Here is a 26475-nt window from a genome sequence, read left to right as displayed (position 1 = left end):
TTTTTTATGCTTTATTATTTTTGATGCAATTCATATTGTAGCGCACCGGAAGGGCATCTATCAATTTGATTGATGAGTTCTTGGGTTGTAGCAAACTCAGGTTTAACCCAAGGTCGGTCGGCAGGGTCATATACCTTTGGCAAGGTATTGATACAAACTGCGGAATGGATGCATTTCTTTGGTCTCCATAAAACGGTGATTTCACCATTCGGATGGTTATAACGGACAATTTTTTCTTCCATAAATATCTTTCCTCCTTTAAGGATGAAACAGTCTTTATTAGGATTTTGTTTCCCAAATTAAAAAGCAAATTAAGGGAATGAAGGTTTATTCAATGAAAACCGAAAAAATATTGTAAGAGGAAGAATTAGCGAAAATTAGAATAATTATATTATTTTTAGTATAAATTATAACCTCTATTTTATGGAAAACTCACACACTCCTATTGAAAATGGCGATAACGGCAGTATCAATGATGGAAAAAACATTGCTATTATAGCGTATTTAACAATCATTGGTCTCATAATTGCCTTTGTATTGAATAATGAAAAGCGGAATGATTTTGCGACATTTCATATCCGTCAATCCTTGGGGATATTCTTGACTTTATTTGTTGCTGGCTTATTTCGATATATCCCATTTATAGGATGGATTTTATCACTTGTGGTTGTAATCGCCATGGCTATATTATGGATCATTGGGATTATCAATGCTGCCAACGGGAATAAAAAGCCGGTACCATTTTTGGGGGAATACTACAACAATCTATTTTCTGGGATTTAATAATTTCGGAATACGGCTACCAAGGACACCCTCCAGCAGGAAGGTGTTTTTTATTTATAGGGGTTGACTGGTAGAAGTAGATTTTAAAATATTTCAATAGATTAGAAAATGGATTGATATTCCATAAAAATTCTCTTACGTTTGGAATCGAAATCACAAATAAGAAAAATTTTAACAATTCTTGGGTTACTATTTGAAAATTAGGGTATTAATAAGTGAGTAAAATAAGGCAAATATTACCAAAAGGCCGGGAGGACAAGGAATTACTGGAAGGTTTACGCAACGGAGACAATACAGCGATATCCTACATCTATAAGACCTGTTATCCTTCGGTATCCCATCTGATCACTGGCAATCAGGGGCGAGAGGAGGAGGCCAAGGATATTTTTCAGGAGGCTGTTATGGTTTTATATGACAAAGTTACTCATGAGAATTTCGAGCTCAGCAGTAAGATAAGTACGTTCTTATATGCCGTTTGTAGGCGGTTATGGTTAAAGCAGCTAAACAAAAGGGAGAACAGCTTAGGAACATCGGACTCTGACGGATTGGAAATAGCGGATGTGGAGAGTGATATCCAAGTTCATTTAGATAAGGAGGATGAGTTTTCCAAGATGGATTCAGCAATGCATCAACTTGGGGAGCCCTGTCAAACCATCCTTAAAGATTTTTACATACGTAATAAGTCGATGAATGAAATCTGTGAGAAGTTTGGTTATACGAATACTGATAACGCGAAGACTCAGAAATATAAATGTTTACAACGATTGAAAAAGCTATTTTTTGATCAAAAATCTGATTAGTAGAAGTTGACATGAGACAGCAAGAATTTTTTGAATTGGCAGATCGCTATATAAACGGGGAGATGAGTTTGGAAGAACGCACATCCTTTGAGTTATTATGTGAGCAAGACCAAGAATTAAATGCACAATTTTTGTCGCATGCTGAGTTTGTAGATACCATGAAGCGTCATGAATCTCGGGCTGAATTTAAGCATCAATTGGAACAAGCCATGGATGAGCAACCATCTGAGGCGATGATTATTCGTTTATGGAAGAAATTAAAGATCAATGCTGTTGCTGCGGCAGCGGTAGCTGTTCTTTCTTCTTTAGCGACGCTGTATTCAACGGGATATTTCTCGACCTTGCGTAGGACGAGTTCGGACTATAGTGCTCTTAAAAGAGAGATAAACAACGTAAAACGCAATGTTAATGCACATCATACTGCCATTCGCAATATCAATAAGGAAAGCACACCAGCACAAGACCCATTACAGTTTGGTGCAACTGGCTTTATGTTGACCAAAGACGGCTATGTTGTAACGAATTTTCACGTAGTTAGTGGAGCAGATTCGATCCATTTACAAAACAATAAAGGTAATTCTTATAAAGCTACTGTTATCCATGTGGATCCGGAGAAGGATTTAGCGATTCTACATATTTCGGATTCCAGTTTTGCTTCGCAATCGGGTAATATTCCATACACCTTCAGAAGACAGAACATGGATTTAGGAGAAGGTATTTATACGATTGGTTACCCACGTGATGAAGCAGTGTATGGCGAAGGCTACTTGAGTTCATCTACTGGATATAGCGGTGATACGACAGCCTATCAAATTTCAGTACCCGTTAACCCTGGTAACAGTGGTGGCCCAGTATTAGATAAGAATGGTAATATTATTGGTATTATCTCAGGTAAACAAAAAGGAATTGATGGGGCTGCATTTGCGATCAAGACAAAAGCCTTAATCGAAACATTGAATCGTATTCCAGAAGAATCCTTAAAAGGAAATATCATATTAAACAACAAAAATAGCCTATCAAATTTACCTCGCACCGAGCAGATCAAGAAGTTGCAAGACTATATCTACATGGTGAAGGTATATTAATAATAAATTGGACTTTTGTATTCAATAAGGTGTTACAAAGATGTAACACCTTATTTGTTTTATATACCTATGTGAATCTAACCAGACATATCTCTTTGATATTTAATATCTTATTCCTTATATTTAATAAAAACAAAAAAATATGCGGACCTTTTGGACCTATTTTTTCATCTTCCTTGCCATCGTGGTTATTACCCAGGCATTTCAATACCTTACATCCAGCCAAGCATTTGAGTTTGATTATGGCATTATCCTTAAGCAATTGTCATTGGTCATTTTGATCGCATTGATCACCTCCTATATTGTCCCACGGAAGAAGAAAAATCCATTTAAAGAAAAAGCCAACTAATTTCAGTTGGCCTCAATTTGTATTAAAATAAATGATTTACTATTTATTTGGTTGTGGAGTCGTTCTCAAGTAAGGTTTGATCTCTTTAAAGCCTTTTGGGAATTTTCCAGGGATTTCCTCTGTTTTTATGGCAGGGACCACGATAACATCTTCACCATCTTTCCAATCTGCAGGAGTTGCTACCTGATAATCTGCAGTAAGTTGTAAGGAATCGATTACTCTTAAAATTTCATCAAAATTTCTTCCAGTAGAAGCGGGATAAGTCAAGGTTAATTTAACTTTTTTATCAGGTCCAATCACAAATACCGAACGAACCGTTGCCGTCGCAGAAGCATTCGGGTGAATCATATCATATAATTCTGCCACATGTCTATTTTCATCAGCGATGATTGGGAAATTAACTTCGGTATTTTGGGTTTCGTTGATATCTTTTACCCATTCGTTATGATCATCTACAGAATCTACACTTAATGCCAACACCTTAACATTACGTTTATCAAATTCTGATTTTAATTTTGCGGTACGACCTAACTCAGTTGTACATACAGGAGTAAAATCAGAAGGATGGGAATATAAAACAGCCCACTTACCATCAATATAATTATAGAAATCAATATCCCCTATTGTAGTTTTTGCTTGAAAGTTTGGTGCATCATCACCTAATCTTAAACTCATATCTTAAAAATTTATAATGAACTAAATTGTTTACTCTACCAATATAGTAGATTTTATTGATAATCGCAAAATGAGAAATTAGTTTAATCTATTTCTTACAATTAAATTATAAAATCCGTTAGTAACTACATAACAATCAAGGGAGAGCAAAAGTTTACTGATAAAAACAAATTGGGTATAGATCAAATAAAAAAAATAATTTTTATTATGCTTGCATAATATTTTTATATTATATTTGGTTTAAACCTTATAAACGATTAAGATGAATTTCGAACTATCAGAAGAACATAAAATGATACGAGCGGCGGCTCGCGAGTTTGCCCAAGAATTAAAGGCAGGTGTTATAGAGCGGGATGAGCACGCGAAGTTTCCAACGGACTTTGTGAAGCAAATGGGAGAATTAGGATTTATGGGGATTATGGTACCTGAACAATATGGCGGTGCAGGGATGGATACCTTAGCCTATGTTCTAGCCTTAGAGGAGATTGCAAAGATTGACGCATCAGCTGCTGTTATTATGTCTGCTCATAATTCACTTGTTTTATTTGGGCTGAATGAATTTGGAACAGAAGAACAGAAACAAAAATACTTAAAGCCCTTAGCAAGTGGAGAAAAGCTAGGCGCTTTTGCATTATCGGAGCCAGAAGCAGGCTCAGATGCTTCCTCGCAACATACCTTAGCGGAAGATAAAGGGGATCATTACGTATTGAATGGCACAAAAAACTGGATTACCAATGGTGGCAATGCAGACATATATATTGTAATAGCCCAAACAGACCCCGATAAGGGACATCGCGGCATCAATGCGCTGATTGTAGAAAAGGGAATGCCAGGTTTTACCATTGGTCCAAAAGAAAATAAATTAGGAATACGTAGTTCAGACACGCATTCCCTTATGTTTTCAGATGTCAAAGTACCTAAGGAGAATAGAATTGGGGAAGATGGGTTTGGGTTTAAATTTGCGATGAAGACCTTAGACGGCGGAAGGATTGGGATTGCCGCGCAAGCCTTGGGAATAGCTGCTGGGGCATATGATATTGCTTTGGCCTATTCGAAGGAAAGAAAAACCTTTGGGAAGCCTATTTCCGACCATCAGGCTATACAATTTAAATTGGCAGACATGGAGGTGGATATTGAGGCAGCAAGATTATTGACTTACAAGGCGGCATGGACCAAGGATCAAGGTTTGCCTTACGGGAAGATTGCGGCAATGGCCAAGTTGAATACTTCTGAGGTTGCGATGAGACATACGGTGGAGGCGGTCCAGATTCATGGTGGCTACGGCTATGTTAAAGAATATCATGTAGAGCGCTTAATGCGAGATGCAAAGATTACGCAGATTTACGAGGGCACTTCGGAAATTCAGCGATTGGTTATTGCGAGAGAAGTTTTAAAATAAGAAAAGGTGTAATTTTAATAAATCGTTAGTGAACAAACAAGAAAGCCGGGCAAATGCCCGGCTTCTTTATTATCCGTATTTCCTAATTCCTTATGGATTTTGTGTAACCACACCCCCTGAGTTTTGAATCTCAGATTGAGGAATGAAGAATTGCCACAATTTAGAGTTTGCTGGTGCAGAAAGTAATTTTGCCACCGTAGCATTATGGTTTCCACCCGTTCTATCAAGTGGAGTATTTGTTCTCTTCAAATCATAGAATCTGAAACCTTCACCCCATAACTCAGATCTTCTTTGTAGCATAATCTCATCCACTAGAGCTTGTCCAGTTTTTGTAGATTTCACATACTGAGGATCTCTTTTAGAGACGAAGTTAAACAATGCCGTTGCAGCATCTGCTGATTTACCATCCCTAGCTAAAGCTTCAGCTTCAATTAGGTACATTTCAGCACCACGCATGTATGGAACATCACCGATACTCATAGCTTCATTAGCAACTTTGAACTTTTTGCTATGGTATTTGAAGCGGTTAAATGTGCTTAAAGGCAGCGGGAAATCTTCTTTATTGGCACCTGTTGGATCCCAAAGTTTTTTCCTAACATCTGTATCAGAGATTTGATCATATAATTTAGAGAAGATCAATTTAGGAGTACCTCTAATTACACTTGAACTATAGTTGATAGACATATAAGCGAAGAAAGAATAGAAGTAGTTTGTTTGATCCGCTACGATTCTAGAAGACCACATCCACTCACCTACCGAGTAATTATTGAATCCAGAAAGATATTCTTCTTCATTCATCAAAGGAGCATTTGCTCTTGCTTCTTTTGCAAATTTAGCAGCATCAGCATAATTGTGTTGCGCTAAAGCAACACGTGCCTGGAAACCTTTAACCACATCCTGATTGATCTGAGATTTATCAGTTCCTCTGCTATAACCATTCAACAAGGTTGAGGCTTGTTGTAAATCGGCATTGATTTGGTTGTACACTTCTTGTACTGTGTTTCTAGGTACTGCGGCAGTACTTGGTTTGGTTACTAAAGAAACTGCCAAGCCATTGTTCGCAGCACCCTTAACATATCTTTCACCAAATAACTGTACCATTTGGAAATAGCTCCATGCACGGTAAGCTAATGCCTGACCTTTGATATAAGCTTTATCCACTTCGGAACCTTCCGCAGCATCTACGTTTTCAATGATCATATTGGCATTACCAATAATCACATAGTAGAACAAATAGTTATACTTAACATTACCAGATGTAGGATCTATATGGTCAATCCATTGATAGGATTCCCTCATATGTGAGCTTGTATTGGTTGAGAACACGACATCTTCTCCCATCAAGTCCATCACCATCATGTTACCACTTTGTCCACCTTGTGGTTGAGATCCGAAAATTTGTTGGTATAAAATTCTATGGATACCGTTTAAGGCTGCCCAAGAGTTATCCACAGTTTTAAATGCAGATCCTGTTGACACTTGGTCAGTAGGTTGAGTTTCAAGATAATCTGACTTACAACCAGTAAATTGAAACAATGAAATCAACCCTAGAAATATAATAAATGTCTTTTTCATGTCTTAAAATTTAATTCTTGCACCAACAGTAAACAATTTGTTGAAGTTGTAAGTATTATCAACTACCCCGTTAAATGCGCCCAAGTTGTTCATACCTTTTCTTTTGTTGAAGAACGCAAGGTTTTCACCAGAAAGGAAGATATAAGTTTCTTTTACTGCTACAGTATTCAATAAATCTTTAGGCAAGTTGTATCCTAAAGTAATACTGTTCAAGTTTAAATAAGATGCTTTTGTTAAGTATCTGCTGCTACCACCAGACAGGTTTGTAGCATTTCCGCCGTCCATTCTAGGGATACTAGTTTGGTCACCAGGTTTTTGCCAAGCGTTTAATACATCAACGTGTTTTGCATTTCCATAGCTACCCGCAGACATTAAAGAAGCATATTGAGAATCATAAACATATCCTCCTAATTGGAAAGTGAATAATACATTCAAGTCAAAACCTTTGTAAGAAAGGTTATGGGACATCGATCCGTATAGGTCAGGAATAGCTGATTTTCCAACATATCTGTAATTAGCTTCAGCAATAACATTGGTTACAGTATCAGCACCCAAGATTCTAGCATTGGCAGACATTACATCTGTTTTGTACAAAGCATCTCCATTTTCAGCATCTACACCATAGAACTCACGTAAATAATAGTCATAGATGGAATGTCCTACAGAATAAGCTTTGGTTCCACTTTGGATCAATGGGTTTCCTGGAGGCATAGAAGTAATTTGGTTTTTCAAATGTGTTAAATTCAACGTAGTTGAGTATCTCACATTATCATTTCTTACGATATTACCAGTCAGGGACATTTCTACACCGCGGTTATATAAATTTCCGATGTTCATGTCAATCGTATGGTAATGAGGAGAAACATTTACTACCCCACCATTCATCAAAGCCATTGGCACAGGGAAAATTAATCCTGAAGTTTTTCTATCGAAATATTCTACGGAACCAGATACTCTTCTATTGAACAATTCAAAATCAACACCAATGTCGAAGTTTTTGGCTGTTTCCCAAGTTAAGCTATCATTAGGCAATGATCTTTGCGTAAATCCAGGATTTGAAGCATTATTAACGCCTAAGGTATATAAAGCCTGGTAAGCATAGTTGCTAATTCCAGCGTCATTACCTACCGAGCCATAAGAAGATCTAATTTTCAACATATTGATTTTATCTTTATTGATAAAATCTTCCTCACCGATGTTATAAGCACCACCAACAGACCAGAATGTTGCCCATCTGAAATCTTTATGGAATCTAGAGTTACCATCTCTTCTCAAAGTACCAGTAAAGATGTATTTTCCTTTGTAGTCGTAGGATAATCTAGAGAAGTAACTTTCAATGGCTCTATTATCTTCATAAGAAGAAGTACCAAGAACAGTCGCGAAGTTTGGAAGTTCGGTGATACCATCAACGATCATTTCAGAGCGGCTACCAGACAGGTAATTATATTTATAGGAATAATTTTCATGACCGACCATTACGCCTACTGTATGATTTTCATTGAATGTTTGGTTATATTCAAGGAGTTGGTTCCAAGTATAACTTGTTGTTCTGTATAAATAATGATAAGCACGTCCAGCCGGAGAACCATCCCCTAGGATTGGGTTATCATAAAATCTTTCGTGCGTATCTTGAACATCTAAACCGATATTCGTAGTTGCTTTTAATTGCGGTAAGATCTGAACTTCCAAGAAGGTTCTACCGCCTAAGGTTGAGCGGATATTTTTTTGTTCATCCAAGGTATTTTCATACAGAGCATGACGACCTGGAGAGAAAGGTCTTTTATCACCGAAATCGAATTTCTTTTGGCCAAATTCATCAAGGATGTATTCACCAGTATTCAAATCATGCAAATGTACAGGATAGATTGGTCCAACATTTCTAGAATAGAAGAAAGGGTTGATAAAAGAAGTTCCACCGTCACCAGCATTGTCAAAAAGGTTAACATTGTAGTTTCCATTCAGGTTTAAACCAGTTCTCAACCATTTCGTTGCTTGAGTTGTAATATTTGCACGCGCATTAATTCTTTTCAAGCTAGATTTCAACAAATAACCATTATCATTTGTATATCCTAGATTTGCGAAATAGGTTGTTTTATCAGAACCACCATCATAGGTAATTCCGTAAGCTTGGCGTCTTTTACCACCAGAAAGGATTTGATTTTCCCAGTCAAGATCTTCTCCCCATTTAAGTTGGGCATTAGGATTAATTTTTCCATCCAAACCTACGATTTCATCATTTGCAACATGAAAAGGGTTATAACCAAGTACCGTAGAAATATCGCTATAATTATTTCCATTATAGCTTGTTAATTTTCCAGATGCGAGTTCTCTAGCCTTATCATCTGGGATACCACTGGAAACCAAGCTATTTTTCAATGCTTGCCACATTACAGGGTAATATTGATGCGCATCTAAACGGTCGTATTCAGGGAGACCACGACGGATAATACCTGCTGAAGCATTTACAGTAAAGTTTCCAGAATTGACTTTACCTTTTTTAGTAGTAATCATGATTACACCGTTTGCACCTCTAGAACCGTATAATGCAGTAGTTGCCGCGTCCTTTAAGATGGAGATTGATTCTACATCATCCGGATTAATGTTAGATACCGTTCCATCGTATGGGATTCCATCCACTACATACAGCGGGCTATTAGAAGCGTTAATAGAGCCAAATCCACGGATACGAATATTAGCGGAAGCACCTGGGGCACCACCAGAAAGAGTACCTTGTACGCCAGGAGCAGAGCCCACCAATGCACTAGAAACGTTAGTTAAAGGTCTATTTTCAATTTCTTTGGCTGATACCTGAGCAGAAGAACCCACGTGACTTTTTTTACTTACCGTTCCATAAGCCACGACTACTACCTCATCAAGGGCGTCCGAAATGGATACTAAAGAAACATTAAGGGATGATTTTCCTGCTACAGGCAGAGTTTGAGTTTCGTAACCGATATTTGAAAAAGTCAGTCGATCATTTTCATTTACGGCTAAGGAATAATTTCCTTGTTCGTCAGTTTGTGTCGCATTGGAAGAACCCGATGCCTTTACAGTAACGCTCGCTAGGGGAGATCCTGTTGCGGCATCTGTAACTTTACCACTTAGCTGACGATTTTGTGCATTTACCAATCCAATGGAAAGAATAAACAGCACAAGAAAGCTGAGTAATCTGTGTTTCATAATAATTTGTTTGTTGTTTGTTAAATAATTGCGTTTGTACTTAGAATGATGGTTTGGTCATTCTTTGTTCGTTAACATAATTTTGGCAATTATATAATATTAACTTAACATAATACAAAATGATTTAACACTTAATAACACAGTACAGCTACAAAACCGTCTAAAACCGTAAGAATCAAAGAAATATTACTTGTATAATTTTAATCAATCGTTTGATTTTTGTAACAAAATGAGGCTAAAACTGATTTAATTGACAATATTTTATCAGAAGGATGATTTTATGCATCGTTTTTTAATATTTCCTGCAAACTTATTGTCATAAAAGCAAAATTAAACTTAAGTTATTGCACTTTTCATATTATTTTAGACGCCTTATTGAAGTTATACTATTTATTTTGGTTAAAAATCAGACAAAAGCGAAATGCAAAAAAAAACGGTATACAACAAGAAAACCGGGCTTCGCCCGGTTTTAATTAAAGTATTAAAGAATTGAAGTCTTAATTATAACCTTCATTTTGTTGAATCAAAGGATTCGCCAATCTTTCCTCATTTGGAATTGGGAGAACAAACCTAAAATCGTTTGCTGGGAGAGTCTTACCAGCAGCACTAGGCGCATCATCCCCTACTCTTTCTACAGGAAGACCTCTTCTTTTCAAATCCCAGAATCTATGCCCTTCAAAAGGCAATTCTTTGAACCTTTCAGCCATTATTGCATCAATAACAGCATTTTTAGTAGCAAAAGAAGCATTGGAATAACCGACAATTCGAGCTGACCTCAATTCATTTAAGTCTGCTTCCGCGCTATTTGCTCCATTTACTGCTCCCGTTTCAGCTCTAGCTTCAGCACGGATTAAATACATTTCACCCGTTCTAAAGATTTTTTGATCATTCACATTCTCATTCGGAGTTGCATATCCTGAGCCTGCATATTTATTTACAATTTTGGATGGCTTTCCAGTTACTTTTTGCAAGATGGGTTCATCTATTAAATAAGCATCAAAACGGACATCATTCGTCTGATCATACATATTCCAAAGCTTATCAGACGGTACCCAAAGAATACTAGCAGGAGCAACTAACGCATTGGCAGCATTCTTTGTAAATACACCTCTATAAATCCCACCAATTCGAGTGGAGCTGGCCGCGGTTCTAGATATTTTAAATGCCAATTCCGCATTGCTTTTATCCTTCCAAATTTCTGGGAAATCAGTTTTTGATGCTAAAGGTTTTTTGGAAATATATTCGGTAGCATTTGTAATAGCCTCATTCCAATTACGCATATATAGCGCAACACGTGCATTCAGGGCGACTACTGCTAAGCGATTGGCCCTATAGATGTCATTATTATCATCTTTCAGAAGGGTTTTCGCTTCATTGATATCTGCTAAAATTTTCTGAAAATAAGTATCCATATTTTCCCTAGCAAAAGGTTCCAGGGAAACCTTTGTCATATAGATCATCCCCAGCTCTGCAGGGTCATAGTTTTTACAGTAATATCTGAACAATTCAAAATGGGCGTAGGCCCTTAGGAAGAGTGCTTCCCCCCGAATTTTCTTTTTTAACTCTTCATCTTCAGTTCCGTTAGCAGGTGCATCCGGCAAAGCCTCGAAAATACGGTTTGTGCGGTCGATTACCCGATAATAAGGATCAATAGCGGTGTAATTGTCCCTGATACCAATATCATCTGGGGCATAACGCCATTCATGCGTCGTTTGAGACACATAGAAATCACCAGGTTTCAATTCATCCGAAAACACACCATTCAACTGAATTCCCATTTCAATATTGAAAACTGAATAAGTTCCAATTAATAGAGATTCATTATTTGCGATTGTTCTTAGGGCATCATTTCCTCCCAAGAAATCTGTTTCTTTAACATCCAACAAGTTAGAACAAGAACTTGAGGAAAAGGAGATCACTGCAGCAGCGACTAATATTTTGATATAATTGAGTTTCATAATTATTGAGGATTAAAATTTGAAGTTGATTCCAAAAACAAAAGATTTCGGATTTGGATATTCATTAAGACTGATATTGTTATCATCTTCAGGATCTACACCAGTCCAAGGGCTCCACACGGCTAAATTATAAGCTGTGAAATAAAGGTTGGCGCCTTTTACATAAGAAACACCGCCGACATTAATTTCAGGCAGATTATAGTTTAATGTCAAGTTTCTTAATCTTAAGAATTTGGCATTTTGTAAATCAGAGTTTGTAAATCCTTTGGAATATACTGGAGAGGCGAAGAATTTTTGGTCTCCTGGTTTTTCCCATTGATTATCCAAAAGTTCTCTAGATTGGTTTACAGAACCGATATACCCTCTGGTTCCATCAGTGATCCAGTTTCTTATATTGTTACTTCTAACCACATCAAATTGATACGAGAACAAAGTACTTAAAGTAAATGCTTTATATCTGAAGTCGAAAGTAAAACCACCGACATGTTTAGGTTTATAAGTTCCAAAAGTTGCAAAACGACCTGCATTTGCCAATTCGTAAACCACTGTAGTACCATCTTGGGCATAATACATTGGTCTACCAGTTTCAGGGTCAGCTCCTAAATAATTATAAGTATAGTGAGATCCAAAAGGCAAGCCAACTTTAATTAAGTAAGTTCCCAACTCATACTGAGTAACAGCGCCAAGGTCTTCAATTTTATTGACGTTTATAGCATGGTTTAATCCCACATTAATATCAATATCATTGGTTTTGAACACATCGACACTAATCATACCCTCAAGACCTTTATTAGACATTTTACCAGCATTAATAGCCATATTATTAAATCCAGTAGTATTACTAAGCGGTTGATCTACGAAAAGGTCATTGGTAATTTCACTATATACGTCGAAAGAGAATCTAGCTCTGTTAGCCCACATATTAAAGTCAAGGCCGATATTCGCTTTGTTCACTGTTTCGATTTTTAAGTTCGGGTTTCCTGGCGTTGTTGGAGCAATACCAGGCAAAATAGAACCTGGATAAGCTGCCGTTCCATAGCCTGGTACTTGAGACGAAGTATAATTAGGAATCGTCCAAGCTTCAAGGCCACCGAACCCTAAACCATACGAATTCAAGGCAATACTACCAATATTAGGCGCTTGACCATAACTAGCTCTTAATCTCAAATCCGTAAAAAGGGTTTGATCATTCATGAAATTTTCATTGATAATATTCCAGGTTGCACCAGCAGACCATGTTGTAATTTCACGGTTGTCGATATTGACGATTCTGGAAGTACCATCGCGTCTTAAGTTTGCAGTAATGGAATATTTACTAGCATAATCATAGGCTGCAGTAGCAAAATAAGAGCGAATTCCATAACCAGACCTAGCACTAGTTGCATACTGAGGCATTGTTTCCGCACCATTGGTTGGCAAAGGATTTGCACCTTGACCTGTCCATGGTAGAGAAGGGTTCAAGTTATACAACATCATTCCCAAACCTTTATTATAGACTCTGATTCCTTCGAAATAAGCACCTACATCAATTTTATGAAGTTCATTAAAGGTTTTATTATAGTTAATACTAGATGTATTAATAATTTGAGCATTAATTCTATTAGCTTCCCTCGCTAAACCATGTTGGAATGTTTGCAAGGAACCTCTATAAGAATTAGGGTTAATATAGAATTCGTACAAACCATTATCAGCATCAATACCTGTTGTATTTCGGATAGTAATATCATCAGTAATTTTAAAGCTCAAGATTAACCCAGAGTTAATCTTCCAAGATTTTTCAGTCCAACGGGTATTTTCATTTGCTTCTACCAAGTTTGCCAACGTTTTCATATTTAAGTTGGTACCACCCCCACCAAAATTCAGGGTACCATCGGCTAAATAAGGATTATCATAGGGTTTCGCACGATAGATCATTTGAAAAGGATTCAGGGGGCTATTTCCGAATCCATCTCCACTTGCTCTTCGCATAAGGGAATAACCCAAGCTATTGTTAAATTGAGCGCTGAATTTTCCTTTGTTGTAGCCTAAATTGAATCGAGTTGTGAATCTTTCGAAATCGGAAGTTTTATCCACACCGTCCTGATTCATATAACCTAAACTAGTGAAGTAAGTTAGGTTTTCAGATCCTCCTCTTAGGTTAAGTTCATAAGTTTGGGAGATACCATTTCTAAACAGGAGGTCTTTAATATCCGTATTGATATTTCTGGTACTGTCTAATTTTCTATCATACTCTGCTAATTGAGCAGCCGAAAGGTTAGCATTTGCTGGGTTTTTACGGCTGTAATACCATCCAGGCACATTGGAGAAGGCAGCATTCTGGGATCCTGTAATTGCGCCTACGCGTTCTTCATAAGCCAATAATTCGGAGGTATTCATCAAATTAAGTCTTGAGAAATCAGGAGGGGCAGTTACCCCGAATTGAGTTCTCAGACTGATTTCCGAAGTTCCTTTTTTACCTTGTTTTGTGGTGATTACAATCACACCTACACCACCACGGGCACCATATAATGCTGCAGCACTCGCGTCTTTTAGAACGGTCATGCTTTCAAAGTCATTGGGGTTGATATTCTGAACAGTACTCGCAGACGCAGGCACACCATCAATAATATAGAGGGGCTGTGCACCAGACCCTTGGATAGATTTGGTACCACGAATTTGCACATTAGCACTAGCTCCAGGTTGGCCAGATCCAGAATTCGCCAATAATCCGGGAACACGACCTTGAAGGTTTTGCGTCAGATTGGCTACAGGTTTGTCTTCAATCTCTTTCATGGAGATAACTGATGCAGCACCTGAGAATTCTGTCTTTTTAATATTGGCGTATCCAGTTACCACGACTTCATCCAACGCCGCTTGATCAGCAACCAAATTTACATTGATCAGGGCATTATTGTTAATACTAACCGTTTGACTGACAAAACCTATGTTAGAAAATCTTAAAGAACCATTTGCGGGAGCCGAGATTGTATAACTTCCACTTTCATCGGTTTGAGTAGAGATATTCGTTCCGATAACTGTAATGGTAGTTCCGTTGATTGGGGAACCATCTTCTTGCGAGGTGACTTTTCCACTCACTTGAAGGTTTTGCGCATTTACGATACCTATGGATACCATAAACAGCAAAAGAAAGCTGAGTAATTGTTGTTTCATAATTATTTATTTGTGTTTGCTAAAAAAATATTGCTTTACACAACTATTGGTTAGTGTGTTATGTAATTATTACTTTATTATTATCAATTATATAACAAAAAGTTAGAATTAACCAATATCAATAGTAAAAAATTAAACGAATAAAGGTCAAATAGGTTAAATTTGGTGTAATAACAAATAAATATTGTTATTAAACTAGTTAGAATCTTCCAAATTGTAACAAAATATACGAAGTGAGCATAATATTTAATTAATACTCAATCAATCAAGAAAGGCCAATTACAAGAAAGGCAATATTATTGGGATAATATTGCCATTTAAACAAATTTTATTGTTTCTTGAGAATATTTTTCTACAGATTACGATCTATCTTTGAGAGATAATCAAAATCTTCGAAGGAGTAGGCGCCAGTTTTCTTCATATTCCATTCGAAGATAAACTTAGCATTTTGGAGTAGATCTTTGTTTTGGTTTATTAGCCCATCATACATGATCAATTGCGCTAAAGGCCTAACCTGCTCAGGCTCTAATGAGCTAATAAAATTTTCGATATCGGATTGATTTCCCTCAAGGAGGAACTTGCGCTCTATTTTAAAGAAATCGGTATAACCTTGATTCAAATCCATTGTTTCATTTGCCTTATCAAAGGCCTCATACTTATCGACTACCAGTCTTAAATACTTACCCATTTCATTTATCCAATTCAGGATGGTATCTTTTTCGAATCTAATTCCCATATTATCTAATTTGACCTTCGCCAGTTACGAACCATTTTTCTGTCACTAACTTTTCCAGTGCAAATGGTCCCCGGGCATGAAGTTTTTGTGTTGAAATTCCAATTTCTGCGCCTAAGCCAAATTCAGCACCATCCGTAAATCGTGTTGAGGCATTAGAATAGACAGCTGCCGCATCTACAGCGTTCATAAAAGTGAGAATATTTTTTGGATCTGAGGAAATAATACATTCAGAATGTTTAGAAGAATAGTTCGCGATATGGTCTAGAGCATCATCTAAATTATTGACAACCTTCATTGAACAAATGAGGTCTAAGAATTCTCTTCCAAAATCTTCTGCTTTGGCTGGTTCTAAATTTGGATACTCAAGATTTTTTAAATCAGAATAGCTTTTTTCATCAGCTAGAATTTTCACTTTTGCTGCAGCAAGCAGAGGTGCCAATTTATTCAGGAAAGCTTCTGTAACCTGCGAATCCACGAGGATACAATCCAAGGCATTGCAAACAGAGGGTCTAGAAATCTTGGCATTAGCTACTATTTTTGCGGCTTGTGATAAATCAGCCGTTTTATCGATATAGGTATGACAGACGCCTGCTCCAGTTTCAATCACAGGAACTTTTGCATTTTCTCGCACAAAATCAATTAAGCCTTGAGATCCCCGCGGGATCAAGATATCCACATATTTCACGGCAGTCAGAAGCTCTGTCACTAGCTCGCGATCGGTTGGTAAAAGTTGAACGATACAAGGGTCGGTATTAAACTTTAGCAGAACATCCTGAATCAAATTAACCAAGAATGTATTACTAAACCAAGCATCAGAACCACCCCTCAGAAGGCAGACATTTCCAGATTGAATACATAAAACCGCAACATCAATGGTCACGTTCGGTCTAGATTCATAGATTACCCCCACCACTCCCAAGGCAACTGATCTTTTTTCTACTAACAATCCATTATCCAGGGTTTTGCTACTTAGCAGCTTCCCTGTCGGATCATCCAATTTAGCGACTGCCCGGACACTATCCGCTAAATCTTCAATTCTTGCTTTAGTTAATTTAAGGCGATCATATTTGGAATCCTGCGGATCCATTCGATCAAGGTCTTTTTGATTTTCGAGGATAATTTGATCCGTATTTAGGAGCAATTCATCAGCGATTGCATTGAGGATTTTCATTTTCTGTTCAATAGTCAATACTGAAATTGCTCTTTTGGCTTTTCTGGTATTTTCTAATTGAAGTTGTATTGATTTTTCCATAGGATTATTCTTATAAGAGCACAATATCGTCAGCATGTGCAATTTCAATATTCTTTTTTTCAGATTTAGATTTCAATGAAATGGAGTCGATTTTTGATTTAGCTACGGCATGAATTACGTGGTCTTCATCGGCAATTTGAAATACTTCACCAGCTTCAAAATCTTGAATAATTTTATTAACCCCTACTGCCAACAAGCTTTTTCGTTTATTTAAGGCGTCAATGGCGCCCTTGTCGACTTGGACTAGACCAGTTATTAAACTTCCACTTGCGAGCCATTTATTTCTAGAGGATACTTTTTTAGTTTGGGGATGGCAGAGGGTTCCAGTTTTTCCATCTACAGCCTTTAAAATTCCATCTTCAGTTTTCATGGAGAAAATAACGGCTTTAATTCCCATTTGATTTGCAAGTCGGGCAAAATTGAGTTTAGAAATCATGCCCCCTAGGCCGACAGTAGATTTTTCATCTTTTGCCAAAGCCAGCGCAGCTTTATCAATAACCTTAATTTCAGGGATTACATTCCCTTGATCATCAAGCACTCCAGGAACGGAAGTGCTAAAAAGAACTTGTTCGGCACCAAACCCAACAGCGATCAAGGTAGCGAGTTCATCATTATCAGAGAACTTTAATTCTTTATTACTCACCACGTCATTTTCATTTGCAATCGGGATAACATTATTTTTCCATAAAGTTTCATAGGTACTTTTTAATTGTAGAAATTGATTTCTATTGGCAAAATGATGTCTTTCACAGAGGCTTTGAGCCAAAGCAATTTTAAAGGGTTTAAAATAGGTTCCATAAGTTCGGACCAACATTGGATTTCCAATGGCGGCGGCGGCTTTTTTTTGTGCTAATGTTCCGGTATATTTCGGGATATACTTTTTCCCGGCGGCAACTGCACCGGAAGATACTATCACAATATTATATAGAGGTTGCAACTGGGCACATTGTCTAGCAATTTCTAAAACAATTCTTTCATCAATTTCACCGTCTGTAGTAATAGCTGCAGAACCAAATTTGATGACGAGTATAGGTTTTTTCATTTTACGAATTATTCAGATTAAATAATATATTATTAATATTTAATCAATAATACATCATGTTTGATGCTAAATTAGAAATAAATAAAAGAAATTCATTACTGGAATTCAAACAGAGATATTATTGAGAGGGGGGATTAATTATTTAATCTTCATGGGTCGAAGAGCGTTTTTCAAGAATAATAACGCAGAAATAATCAATGATAAGGAGGTTAAGAAAATTGGATAAGATAATGCAGAACTTTGGAATTGCATAAAAATTTCAAACGCACAGATCCCCAGTAGAAAGAGGGTAATCATAAAAAATATCCATGCGATTTTCTTGCTCATGAAATAAATATAAGCAATAAATAAAAAAAGTAGACCTAATGAGTCTACTTTTTTTATCTAATCAAGAATTAATTCCACGGGGCAATGGTCAGAGTGAATTGCTTGAGGTATAATTCGGGAAGATTTAATACTATCTTTCAAACCATTAGAGACCATATTATAGTCGATACGCCAGCCTAAGTTCTTTCCTCTGGCGCCAGCACGATAAGACCACCATGTATAGTGATGTGGATCAGAATTTAAATGCCTAAATGAATCGATGTATCCTGAATTAATAAAGTTTTCCATCCATTCTCTTTCAGCGGGTAAAAAGCCAGAGCTATTCGCATTGGATTTTGGATTATGGATATCAATTGCTCGGTGACAGATATTGAAATCACCACATACGACCAGATTAGGTTTCTCTTTTAGCAAATCATTGCTGTAGGACTGGAAGTCATCCAGAAACTGATATTTAAAATCCTGGCGAACATCTCCGGTAGTACCAGAAGGGAAATACACACTCATTACTGAGGCTTTATCAAAGTCCGCACGGATAATACGTCCTTCAAAATCATAGTCTTCATGACCACAACCATATTCAATATGGTTTGGTGTGATGCGTGTAAATATTGCGGTTCCACTATAGCCTTTTTTCTGAGCTGGATACCAATAATGTTCGTATCCCATTTCTTCCAATAGGGCGATCTCAGGCACTTGATCAGGAGTTGCTTTAATTTCTTGAATACAGATTACATCAGGATTTTCGCCTTTCAACCACTCCAACCAACCTTTTTTCAAGGCTGCCCGGATTCCATTGACATTATAAGTTAGGATCTTCATGTTATGGGAGTTTGTAATTTTTAGACTTCATTGAATCAAAGAGTTTGGTAAAAATACCTTTTTTAGGAGGCAACCCTTGTAATTTACGTTCTAAATCAAGTGCTTGTCTTCTATCTAATAGTTTCATAGCAAATCGCTCATCATTATATGGGCGATCATTATCATCGGTTTTAACCTCTGCAATGCTATCTACTACGCTTAATCCTTCGATCAATTCACCGAATACCGTGTATTCACCATCCAAGTGGGGAGTACCCCCAATAGAGGAATAGGTTTCACGCTGAAGAGGCGTTAGTTTTTTACCTTTTAGGCGAAATTTCTCCAAAGAATCCAAAGCAGCTTCAGTGAACACTCTACCTTGTACGAGGTAAAATTGGGAGGCAGAAGATTCTTTTGCTGGATTGTTATCTCTCGCTGCACCTAGGGCGCCTTTTTTATGAATGATTCCCGCTTGAATTTCAGCAGGCACCTTATAATCTGGTCCTCCTTCGCCTAATTTTTGTCTACTTGCGGCATATCTAGAATCAGGGTCACCACCTTGAATCATAAAATTATGAATAACCCGGTGGAACATTAAGGAGTCGAAATAACCTTCTTTTACCAATTTCACGAAGTTATCGCGGTGTTTTCTGGTTTCGTTATAGAGTTTGATAATACCGTTGCCTTTACCGGTTTTTACTTCAACATAGTAGTTTTTTGGGGTTTGCGCATTGGCAAAGCTCATGCCTAATACAAGAGCAAACAATAATAAAATTCTTCTCATATATTAAATGAAATTTACTTCTTCAAAATAGTCAATTATCAGTGATTTGATAATCATTTCTTGTTCCAAAAGTGTGTAATTAGGGATTGGCTTGATTAAGTTCCAATGGGGCCAACCTTGTTCATCCTGTCCTTCCAGCTCATAAAAGCCGAGGCTACTGAAGAGTCTGCATGTTGCGATATGCATCAATTCTTCTTTTTCTCTTTTTGAGAATTCCTGAGGTCCTTTTCCTAACTCCTGTACACCGATTAGGAAGAGCATCACTTTGATATCAGGGATATCCATATCAAAGTTTTTAGCGATAGCTTCCTGTAGAGCTTTCCACTTTTTATTTATTTCTGCGGCTTGCATTGTTTTTTGTTTAAGACCAGTTTTTGATTAGTTCTTTGCATCTAGATTCAATCAGTTCAAAAACTGGAACGAACATATTTGAATCATAATAAGGATCCGGAACTATATCATCAGTCAGGAAAAGGGATACTTTATTTAAATCTTCCTGAGAGGTTGCCATTGAAGTGACATCAGCATAATTCTGTTTATCCATTACCAGAATACGGTCGTATTTAGAGAAGAAATTAGGTTCAAACAATTGAGCTCTTTGATTCGAGATATCGATTCCCCTATCTTTAGCGACTTGGATGGATCTTTTATCAGGAGCATGCCCGACATGCCAATCCCCAGTACCGGCAGAATCAATTTCCCAACTTAATCCATTTTCAGCAACCATGTGTTCCATGATTCCATGAGCCAATGGAGATCTGCAAATATTCCCTAAACACACCATTAATATTTTCATGGTTTCAAATATAACATTATCTAGTTAGTATTGAGATATGAGTTATGAGATATGAGATTTCTGTGCTGTCCATCCCTAAATAGAGTAGAAGATTTTATATTAGTCCTCTTTTCATGACTGAAAAAGCAAAAGGGGCCTCAATCTCTTGGGCCCCTTTATATTTATTTTACAATTAATACTTCAATGGAACATTGAACTGAACGGTACTACCTTTTTCAGGTACGCCGGTAATACGGACAATATCACGACGAGTGCTACCTAGAGCAGACTCCACATCATCCACATTATTTACAGGCTTACCATTAACTTCAGTAATAACCAATCCTCTTTCAACGCCGAAGTATTCAAAAACACCACCTCTGTGTACTTGTGATACCACAACACCTGATTTGATTCCTAGTTCTTGTTTGCGAGCATTGCTTGCAGGAACAAAGCTAGCACCTAATTTATTGAAGATCTCAGTTGCAGATGCACTAGATTCAGAATCTTCAGATTTTGGCTTAGTCTCTTCACCTTTAAGAGTTAAATTGACATCTTTTTCTTTGCCATCACGTTTGTAAGTAATTTTCACTTTATCACCTGGGCGTAATCTAGCAACGTACTCTTGTAAGTCAGGGGTACCATAGATTACACGACCTTCTACTTTCGTTAAGATATCACCAGGTTTAATACCTGCAGCTTCAGCTGCTCCACCTTTCAATACATCACGAACATATAATCCATTTACATCTTCAATACCTTTTTCAGCACGTAATTGATCATTAATTTCAGTAAAAGTAACCCCTACGTATCCACGTTTCACGCTTCCAAACTCTTTAAAGTCATCTACGATTTTTTTGGCAAGGTTGATTGGAATTGCGAATCCATAACCAGCATAAGTTCCAGTTGGGGAAGCGATTGCTGAGTTGATACCGATTAGTTCACCACGCGCATTCACTAATGCACCGCCACTATTACCACGGTTGATTACGGCATCAGTTTGCAAGAAGGATTCCACAGCATTGCTGATCATTTGTTCTTGTTGTCCCATTCCACCATATCCACGACCTTGGGTTGGTTCATCAAGGATACCGATACGACGTCCTTTAGCACTGATGATTCCAGCTGTTACGGTCGATTGTAAACCTAGCGGATACCCCACTGCTAATACCCACTCACCAATTTGCACATTATCGGAGTTACCTAATTTTACGATTGGGAGGCCATTTGCATTTACCTTAATCAATGCCAAGTCGAAGTTTGGATCTCTACCGATTACTTTAGCTTCATACTTACGTTTATCAGTAAGAACGACTTCGATTTTATCAGCTTCTTCCACGACGTGGTTATTCGTTACGATATACCCGTCTGGGGAGATGATTACTCCGGATCCGGAGGCTGTTGCTGGTCGAGCTTGACCACGTTGTTGTGGTACTCCAAAAAATTCTTCGAACATATCGAATGGGGATCCCCCACCGCCACGGTTGCCGCGACTAGCCATTGTTACTTGAATGTGTACCACACCCGGAGAGACTGCTGCTGCAGCTTGGGTAAAATCCGGATTTCCTGTAGAGGATAAAATTTCTTCCGCAGGGTTGTTGGCATAATAAACTTTTTGACGTTCTTCGAACGTCATGTTGTCCATCTTTTTATTTTCGAAGAGTTTAAACCCACCCACGGCTATGGCTCCTCCTATGATGGCTGCTAATAAAGTTGCACCTATCTTTTTCATATATAATTAATCTAACTTTTTTATTTCATGATTTCTAATTCAAATGTAATACCATTCGAAAGGTCGGAACGAGTTTTGTCAGTTAAAAAATGTTAACAGGCAGAACCTTTGTCAAGCATTTAACAAGATTTAACAAAAGTTCGGTTTATTGTAACAAGAATATTAAATTTACAGCAGAAACTCAACAAAATGTCAAAAGAAATCCAGTTCTACAAATATCAAGGTGCAGGGAATGACTTTATCTTAATTGATAACAGAAACGGCTCGTTTGATGCGGGGAATCAACAATTGATTCAAAAGCTTTGTGATCGGAGGTTTGGAATTGGAGGAGACGGATTGATGCTACTTCAAGATACAAATAATTATGATTTCCAAATGCTATACTTCAATTCAGATGGCAAAGAGGGGACAATGTGCGGGAATGGGGGTCGTTGTTTGGTTGCATTTGCGAGAGACTTGGGGATCATCCAGACTGATACTGTCTTTTTGGCAGTCGACGGTAAACATGATGCTCAAATTGAGCAAAATACAGTAAATCTTGGCATGATTGACGTTGAGGAGTTTCATAAGGATGGGGAGGCGTTTGTATTAAATACAGGGTCGCCACACTATGTTCAATTTGTAGAGGACCTTAGCGAGAAAGATGTTTTCCAAGCAGGTTATGCCATTCGAAATAATAGCACTTATGGTGAAAAAGGTATAAATGTAAACTTTATCGAGGAAGAGGGTAATGGTTATTTCGTTCGGACCTTTGAGCGCGGAGTTGAGGATGAAACCTATGCATGTGGCACTGGGGCGGTTGCTTCAGCGATGAGTGTAGCGATTAAATCAGGCAATGACGGTTACTTTGAAATTCCGATTCGAGTACTTGGTGGTCAACTACTTATTTCATTTCATAAAAAAGGGCATCAATTCAAGAATGTCTATCTATCTGGACCTGCAAATTTAGTATTTGAGGGAAAAATCGATATTTCATAATAATTTAACCTCCTTAATTTTGGAGAAAAAGCCTTAATACACGTATATTAGTAGCTTTTTCTAGCAGAATCAATAGGATGCAACAGGTCGACACAATAACTTCTTATCGTTTGGTTTACTCATTAGGGAAACATCCTTACTTAGGGTATCTCATTGAGCCTCATATTGTGCAACTTAACCAAAATGGATCCTATTCACTTTCCTATAAAAGAGTTTTCAGCAATACGGTTGATGAATTTTCAGACGCCTTGGACGAGGTCGATTATGAATTAATTCGACTTTGTGATGAGATTGAACAGACACAGCTCATCAAAAGGTTTCACAAAAAGGCCATTCGTCCGGCGGATTATTTTTCCAAAATATTCGACCATAAGATTTACGAGCATATTCGCCCAAAAATAGAGAGTCGGCTATTACATATTTTAAACAATATTGGTGACAAGCCTTTGTTTTTGATGAGTAAGGATGGGTATCCAGCTGAACAGGAATTAAAAATTGCCCCTAAGCCCACGAGCATTTTATTTCATTTCCGCAGGAATGAAATCGAGACGCGATACTTTCCAACATTAAAATACGATGGGCTTCGAATGGAGTTTATGTATAAAAATGCGGATGTCATTGTCAATCAACAAGCTTGGTTACTTTTAGAGAATGTTTTATATCATTTTGATGAGGAGTTGGAGGGGAAGAAATTAACGCCATTCCTAAATAAGCGTTTTATTTCAATTCCGCGGAATACAGAGAAGAAGTATTTTGAAACCTTTGTGACCTCGTTAATTGAAAAGCATCATGTGTATGCTGAGGGTTTGGAAATCATCAATTATAAGGAACAGGCAGTACCCCAATTAAGGATTGTTTATAGTCCGGAGCAGGAAGCCCAATTGCAGTTATATTTCCAATATGGGGATTTTAGTTTCCCTTCAGGAGCCCAGCATCCGGTTACTGTGCGTTACGTATATAATGAAGAGGAAGATGCCCATCAGTTTTTAAGAATAAAACGGTCTCTTCAATGGGAGGAGAAAAAGGCTAAAACACTTGAGGATTACGGGTTAGAACGAGCAGATGCTTTATTTGGTTCCTATCTTCCAAAAATAGGTCTCAATGGATATCGCATTTCGAGCATTGAGTGGGTCAATGAACACCTTACAGAACTACATGATGCAGGCTTTGATATAATTCAAAACCATAATGACAAGAAATTTCTGATTGGCAAGACCAGCATCAGCATCGAGATTAGCGAAAAGAACGATTGGTTTGACATTGCGGCTACTGTAAGGTTTGGATCATATGAGATTCCTTTTATAAACCTTAGACAACATATATTAAATCGGATTCAAGAGTTTGAATTACCCAATGGCGAGATTGCTATAATCCCACAGGAATGGTTTTCACAGTATGAGCATTTATTTCAGTTTTCTTCGCAGAAAGAGGGCATTCGATTAAACCGCGCACATATTGGATTGCTCAATGATATTACCGAACACAACCAGGTGAGTATGCAACGGAAGTTGAATAAACTTGGAGAGTTTGATGAGATATCCGATATAGAGACGCCTAAAAATTTCAAAGGGTCCTTACGACCTTATCAGAAAGCAGGATATAATTGGTTTCATTTTCTTCAGGAGTACCGATTTGGCGGTCTGCTGGCGGATGATATGGGATTGGGAAAAACCGTACAAACCTTAGCCTTGTTGCAACATCAGAAGGAGAATTTGGAATCCTCAGATCAACCGAAGACCTCCTTACTCATAGTGCCGACATCCTTAATATTCAATTGGCAGAAGGAAGCTGAAAAATTCACCCCCAAGCTTAGGGTCCTGTTACATACAGGTACTTACCGCAGCAAGGATAATTTTGCATTCAGTCATTTTGATTTGGTTATTACCACATATGGGGTAGCAAGGATAGACGAGGAATTGCTTTCGGGATTTTATTTCAATTATATTATTTTGGATGAAAGCCAGAATATCAAGAATCCGAGGTCAAAATCATTCTCTGCTATTAAGCATATCAAAGGAAAGAACAAATTAGCTTTAAGTGGTACACCGATTGAGAATTCGGTTGCAGATATATGGTCTCAGATGTCCTTTGTAAATCCGGGGTTATTAGGCAACTACACTTATTTTCAAAAGGAATTTGTACAGGCCATTGAGAAGAAGAAGGATGAAGAGAAAGCTAAAAGATTACAGGCGATTATCAAACCTTTTGTTTTGAGGCGCACGAAGTCTCAGGTAGCCACCGAACTTCCTCCGAAGTCCGAGCAGATTTTTTATTGCAGTATGACTGAGGAGCAATCGGAATACTATGAAACTGTTAAATCAGAATATAGAAATGCTTTGTTGGATGGAGCCTTTACGGGAAAGGCCTCCCAAATTGCACTTTTACAGGGTTTAACTAAATTACGGCAGTTAGCAAATCATCCCTTAATGATCGACAGTCAGTATAAGGATGGCTCGGGGAAATTCGATGCTGCGATAGAAACCATGGAATCCATACTGAAGGAAGGCAATAAGGTATTAATCTTTTCACAATTTGTGAGGCATCTTCAAATCTTCAGGGATTATTTTGAAAAGAATAAGATTCGTTACGCTTATTTAGATGGGGCTACAACTGATCGAAACCAAGCTGTTAAGGACTTTAAGGAGAATGAGGATACCCAAGTTTTCTTGATTTCCATCAAAGCTGGTGGTGTAGGGTTAAATTTAACTGAGGCGGAATATGTTTTTATCCTGGATCCTTGGTGGAATCCTGCTGTTGAGCAACAAGCGATTGATCGTAGTCATAGGATAGGGCAAACGAAAAATGTTTTTATCTATAAATTCATTGCAAAAGACAGCATTGAAGAGAAAATATTAGCCTTACAAGGGATGAAGAAATCATTGGCTAGTTCACTAATTACTACGGAAGAAAGCTTTGTTAAATCATTAAGCAAAGAAGATATTAACGAATTATTCAGCTAAAAACCTACATTAAGGTCTGAAATCAACCTTTCCTGATTTTATCTAATTTATCATTATAGTAATTTTTTAAAATTATTTATTATTTATTTTAATGATAAATTGTTATAACTGTTCAAACAATTATCTTTTATTCC

Annotated in this window: 21 protein-coding genes; 7 read left to right on the top strand and 14 right to left on the bottom strand. The window is 37.5% G+C overall.

Going from position 1 to position 26475, the window contains the following annotated elements; all coding sequences use genetic code 11:
- Nucleotides 1–14: 14 nt before the first annotated feature.
- On the bottom strand, nt 15–242 hold the full coding sequence (locus PZ892_RS01535; protein ID WP_094257721.1) for a (4Fe-4S)-binding protein: 228 nt from the start codon (nt 240–242) through the stop codon (nt 15–17).
- Between the two features lie 181 nt (nt 243–423).
- Between PZ892_RS01535 and PZ892_RS01530 the strand changes: the two genes are divergently transcribed.
- The 4 genes from PZ892_RS01530 (at nt 424) to PZ892_RS01515 (ending at nt 3017) form a co-directional block, all read left to right on the top strand.
- The gene (locus tag PZ892_RS01530; RefSeq protein ID WP_182497941.1) at nt 424–783 is read left to right on the top strand and encodes a hypothetical protein; all 360 of its coding nucleotides are present in this window, start codon (nt 424–426) and stop codon (nt 781–783) included.
- Nucleotides 784–998: 215 nt separating this feature from the next.
- Nucleotides 999–1583: a sigma-70 family RNA polymerase sigma factor gene (locus PZ892_RS01525; protein ID WP_094257719.1), complete on the top strand. Its 585-nt coding sequence runs from the start codon at nt 999–1001 to the stop codon at nt 1581–1583.
- Nucleotides 1584–1594: 11 nt separating this feature from the next.
- On the top strand, nt 1595–2668 hold the full coding sequence (locus tag PZ892_RS01520; RefSeq protein WP_182497940.1) for a serine protease: 1074 nt from the start codon (nt 1595–1597) through the stop codon (nt 2666–2668).
- 142 nt (nt 2669–2810) lie between these two features.
- A complete protein-coding gene (locus tag PZ892_RS01515; RefSeq protein ID WP_094257717.1) occupies nt 2811–3017 on the top strand; it encodes a hypothetical protein in 207 nt (68 codons plus the stop codon).
- Nucleotides 3018–3056: 39 nt separating this feature from the next.
- Here PZ892_RS01515 and PZ892_RS01510 read toward each other — a convergent pair whose 3' ends face one another.
- Nucleotides 3057–3692 (bottom strand): peroxiredoxin, encoded by a 636-nt coding sequence (locus tag PZ892_RS01510; RefSeq protein ID WP_182497939.1) that lies wholly within the window; start codon nt 3690–3692, stop codon nt 3057–3059.
- Between the two features lie 262 nt (nt 3693–3954).
- Between PZ892_RS01510 and PZ892_RS01505 the strand changes: the two genes are divergently transcribed.
- The gene (locus PZ892_RS01505) at nt 3955–5091 is read left to right on the top strand and encodes an acyl-CoA dehydrogenase (protein WP_182497938.1); all 1137 of its coding nucleotides are present in this window, start codon (nt 3955–3957) and stop codon (nt 5089–5091) included.
- A 90-nt stretch (nt 5092–5181) separates the two neighbouring features.
- Here the strand turns inward: PZ892_RS01505 and PZ892_RS01500 are convergent, their stop codons facing one another.
- From PZ892_RS01500 to PZ892_RS01445, 12 genes are all read right to left on the bottom strand, one after another.
- Nucleotides 5182–6666, bottom strand: coding sequence for a RagB/SusD family nutrient uptake outer membrane protein (locus PZ892_RS01500; protein WP_182497937.1), 1485 nt, complete (start codon nt 6664–6666; stop codon nt 5182–5184).
- 3 nt (nt 6667–6669) lie between these two features.
- Nucleotides 6670–9846, bottom strand: a complete 3177-nt coding sequence (locus PZ892_RS01495; RefSeq protein ID WP_182497936.1) for a TonB-dependent receptor — start codon at nt 9844–9846, stop codon at nt 6670–6672.
- A 497-nt stretch (nt 9847–10343) separates the two neighbouring features.
- Nucleotides 10344–11804, bottom strand: a complete 1461-nt coding sequence (locus PZ892_RS01490) for a RagB/SusD family nutrient uptake outer membrane protein (RefSeq protein ID WP_182497935.1) — start codon at nt 11802–11804, stop codon at nt 10344–10346.
- A 12-nt stretch (nt 11805–11816) separates the two neighbouring features.
- On the bottom strand, nt 11817–14954 hold the full coding sequence (locus PZ892_RS01485) for a SusC/RagA family TonB-linked outer membrane protein (protein ID WP_182497934.1): 3138 nt from the start codon (nt 14952–14954) through the stop codon (nt 11817–11819).
- Nucleotides 14955–15306: 352 nt separating this feature from the next.
- A complete protein-coding gene (locus tag PZ892_RS01480; protein WP_182497933.1) occupies nt 15307–15690 on the bottom strand; it encodes a hypothetical protein in 384 nt (127 codons plus the stop codon).
- 1 nt (nt 15691) lies between these two features.
- Nucleotides 15692–16942 (bottom strand): glutamate-5-semialdehyde dehydrogenase, encoded by a 1251-nt coding sequence (locus PZ892_RS01475; RefSeq protein WP_182497932.1) that lies wholly within the window; start codon nt 16940–16942, stop codon nt 15692–15694.
- A gap of 10 nt (nt 16943–16952) precedes the next feature.
- Nucleotides 16953–17984 (bottom strand): glutamate 5-kinase, encoded by a 1032-nt coding sequence (gene proB / locus PZ892_RS01470; RefSeq protein ID WP_182497931.1) that lies wholly within the window; start codon nt 17982–17984, stop codon nt 16953–16955.
- A gap of 384 nt (nt 17985–18368) precedes the next feature.
- Nucleotides 18369–19133: an exodeoxyribonuclease III gene (locus PZ892_RS01465; protein ID WP_182497930.1), complete on the bottom strand. Its 765-nt coding sequence runs from the start codon at nt 19131–19133 to the stop codon at nt 18369–18371.
- Nucleotide 19134: 1 nt separating this feature from the next.
- Nucleotides 19135–19896 carry a peptidylprolyl isomerase gene (locus PZ892_RS01460; protein WP_277711998.1) on the bottom strand — a complete coding sequence of 254 codons (762 nt, stop codon included), beginning with the start codon at nt 19894–19896 and terminating at the stop codon, nt 19135–19137.
- Between the two features lie 3 nt (nt 19897–19899).
- The gene (locus tag PZ892_RS01455) at nt 19900–20247 is read right to left on the bottom strand and encodes a hypothetical protein (RefSeq protein ID WP_094257704.1); all 348 of its coding nucleotides are present in this window, start codon (nt 20245–20247) and stop codon (nt 19900–19902) included.
- A gap of 10 nt (nt 20248–20257) precedes the next feature.
- Nucleotides 20258–20692, bottom strand: coding sequence for a low molecular weight protein-tyrosine-phosphatase (locus tag PZ892_RS01450; protein WP_094257703.1), 435 nt, complete (start codon nt 20690–20692; stop codon nt 20258–20260).
- A gap of 172 nt (nt 20693–20864) precedes the next feature.
- Nucleotides 20865–22403: a Do family serine endopeptidase gene (locus tag PZ892_RS01445; protein ID WP_094257702.1), complete on the bottom strand. Its 1539-nt coding sequence runs from the start codon at nt 22401–22403 to the stop codon at nt 20865–20867.
- A 189-nt stretch (nt 22404–22592) separates the two neighbouring features.
- Here PZ892_RS01445 and dapF point away from each other — a divergent pair, with 189 nt between their 5' ends.
- Together dapF and PZ892_RS01435 are read left to right on the top strand one after the other, a co-directional pair.
- On the top strand, nt 22593–23381 hold the full coding sequence (gene dapF / locus PZ892_RS01440) for a diaminopimelate epimerase (RefSeq protein ID WP_182497929.1): 789 nt from the start codon (nt 22593–22595) through the stop codon (nt 23379–23381).
- A gap of 77 nt (nt 23382–23458) precedes the next feature.
- Nucleotides 23459–26341, top strand: coding sequence for a DEAD/DEAH box helicase (locus PZ892_RS01435; RefSeq protein WP_182497928.1), 2883 nt, complete (start codon nt 23459–23461; stop codon nt 26339–26341).
- Nucleotides 26342–26475 lie beyond the last annotated feature (134 nt).

Source organism: Sphingobacterium sp. WM (assembly GCF_029542465.1).
In the GTDB taxonomy this organism is placed as follows: Bacteria; Bacteroidota; Bacteroidia; order Sphingobacteriales; family Sphingobacteriaceae; genus Sphingobacterium; species Sphingobacterium cellulitidis.
The sequence above is the reverse complement of the archived record's forward strand: the minus strand, read 5'-3'. Positions and strand labels throughout refer to the sequence as shown.

What these genes read in the sequence shown, in the direction of transcription:
- PZ892_RS01535 (WP_094257721.1), bottom strand. Translation starts at nt 242, where the DNA reads ATGGAAGAAAAAATTGTCCGTTATAACCATCCGAATGGTGAAATCACC.
- PZ892_RS01530 (WP_182497941.1), top strand. Translation starts at nt 424, where the DNA reads ATGGAAAACTCACACACTCCTATTGAAAATGGCGATAACGGCAGTATC.
- PZ892_RS01520 (WP_182497940.1), top strand. Translation starts at nt 1,595, where the DNA reads ATGAGACAGCAAGAATTTTTTGAATTGGCAGATCGCTATATAAACGGG.
- PZ892_RS01515 (WP_094257717.1), top strand. Translation starts at nt 2,811, where the DNA reads ATGCGGACCTTTTGGACCTATTTTTTCATCTTCCTTGCCATCGTGGTT.
- PZ892_RS01510 (WP_182497939.1), bottom strand. Translation starts at nt 3,692, where the DNA reads ATGAGTTTAAGATTAGGTGATGATGCACCAAACTTTCAAGCAAAAACT.
- PZ892_RS01505 (WP_182497938.1), top strand. Translation starts at nt 3,955, where the DNA reads ATGAATTTCGAACTATCAGAAGAACATAAAATGATACGAGCGGCGGCT.
- PZ892_RS01500 (WP_182497937.1), bottom strand. Translation starts at nt 6,666, where the DNA reads ATGAAAAAGACATTTATTATATTTCTAGGGTTGATTTCATTGTTTCAA.
- PZ892_RS01495 (WP_182497936.1), bottom strand. Translation starts at nt 9,846, where the DNA reads ATGAAACACAGATTACTCAGCTTTCTTGTGCTGTTTATTCTTTCCATT.
- PZ892_RS01490 (WP_182497935.1), bottom strand. Translation starts at nt 11,804, where the DNA reads ATGAAACTCAATTATATCAAAATATTAGTCGCTGCTGCAGTGATCTCC.
- PZ892_RS01485 (WP_182497934.1), bottom strand. Translation starts at nt 14,954, where the DNA reads ATGAAACAACAATTACTCAGCTTTCTTTTGCTGTTTATGGTATCCATA.
- PZ892_RS01480 (WP_182497933.1), bottom strand. Translation starts at nt 15,690, where the DNA reads ATGGGAATTAGATTCGAAAAAGATACCATCCTGAATTGGATAAATGAA.
- PZ892_RS01475 (WP_182497932.1), bottom strand. Translation starts at nt 16,942, where the DNA reads ATGGAAAAATCAATACAACTTCAATTAGAAAATACCAGAAAAGCCAAA.
- proB (WP_182497931.1), bottom strand. Translation starts at nt 17,984, where the DNA reads ATGAAAAAACCTATACTCGTCATCAAATTTGGTTCTGCAGCTATTACT.
- PZ892_RS01465 (WP_182497930.1), bottom strand. Translation starts at nt 19,133, where the DNA reads ATGAAGATCCTAACTTATAATGTCAATGGAATCCGGGCAGCCTTGAAA.
- PZ892_RS01460 (WP_277711998.1), bottom strand. Translation starts at nt 19,896, where the DNA reads ATGAGAAGAATTTTATTATTGTTTGCTCTTGTATTAGGCATGAGCTTT.
- PZ892_RS01455 (WP_094257704.1), bottom strand. Translation starts at nt 20,247, where the DNA reads ATGCAAGCCGCAGAAATAAATAAAAAGTGGAAAGCTCTACAGGAAGCT.
- PZ892_RS01450 (WP_094257703.1), bottom strand. Translation starts at nt 20,692, where the DNA reads ATGAAAATATTAATGGTGTGTTTAGGGAATATTTGCAGATCTCCATTG.
- PZ892_RS01445 (WP_094257702.1), bottom strand. Translation starts at nt 22,403, where the DNA reads ATGAAAAAGATAGGTGCAACTTTATTAGCAGCCATCATAGGAGGAGCC.
- dapF (WP_182497929.1), top strand. Translation starts at nt 22,593, where the DNA reads ATGTCAAAAGAAATCCAGTTCTACAAATATCAAGGTGCAGGGAATGAC.
- PZ892_RS01435 (WP_182497928.1), top strand. Translation starts at nt 23,459, where the DNA reads ATGCAACAGGTCGACACAATAACTTCTTATCGTTTGGTTTACTCATTA.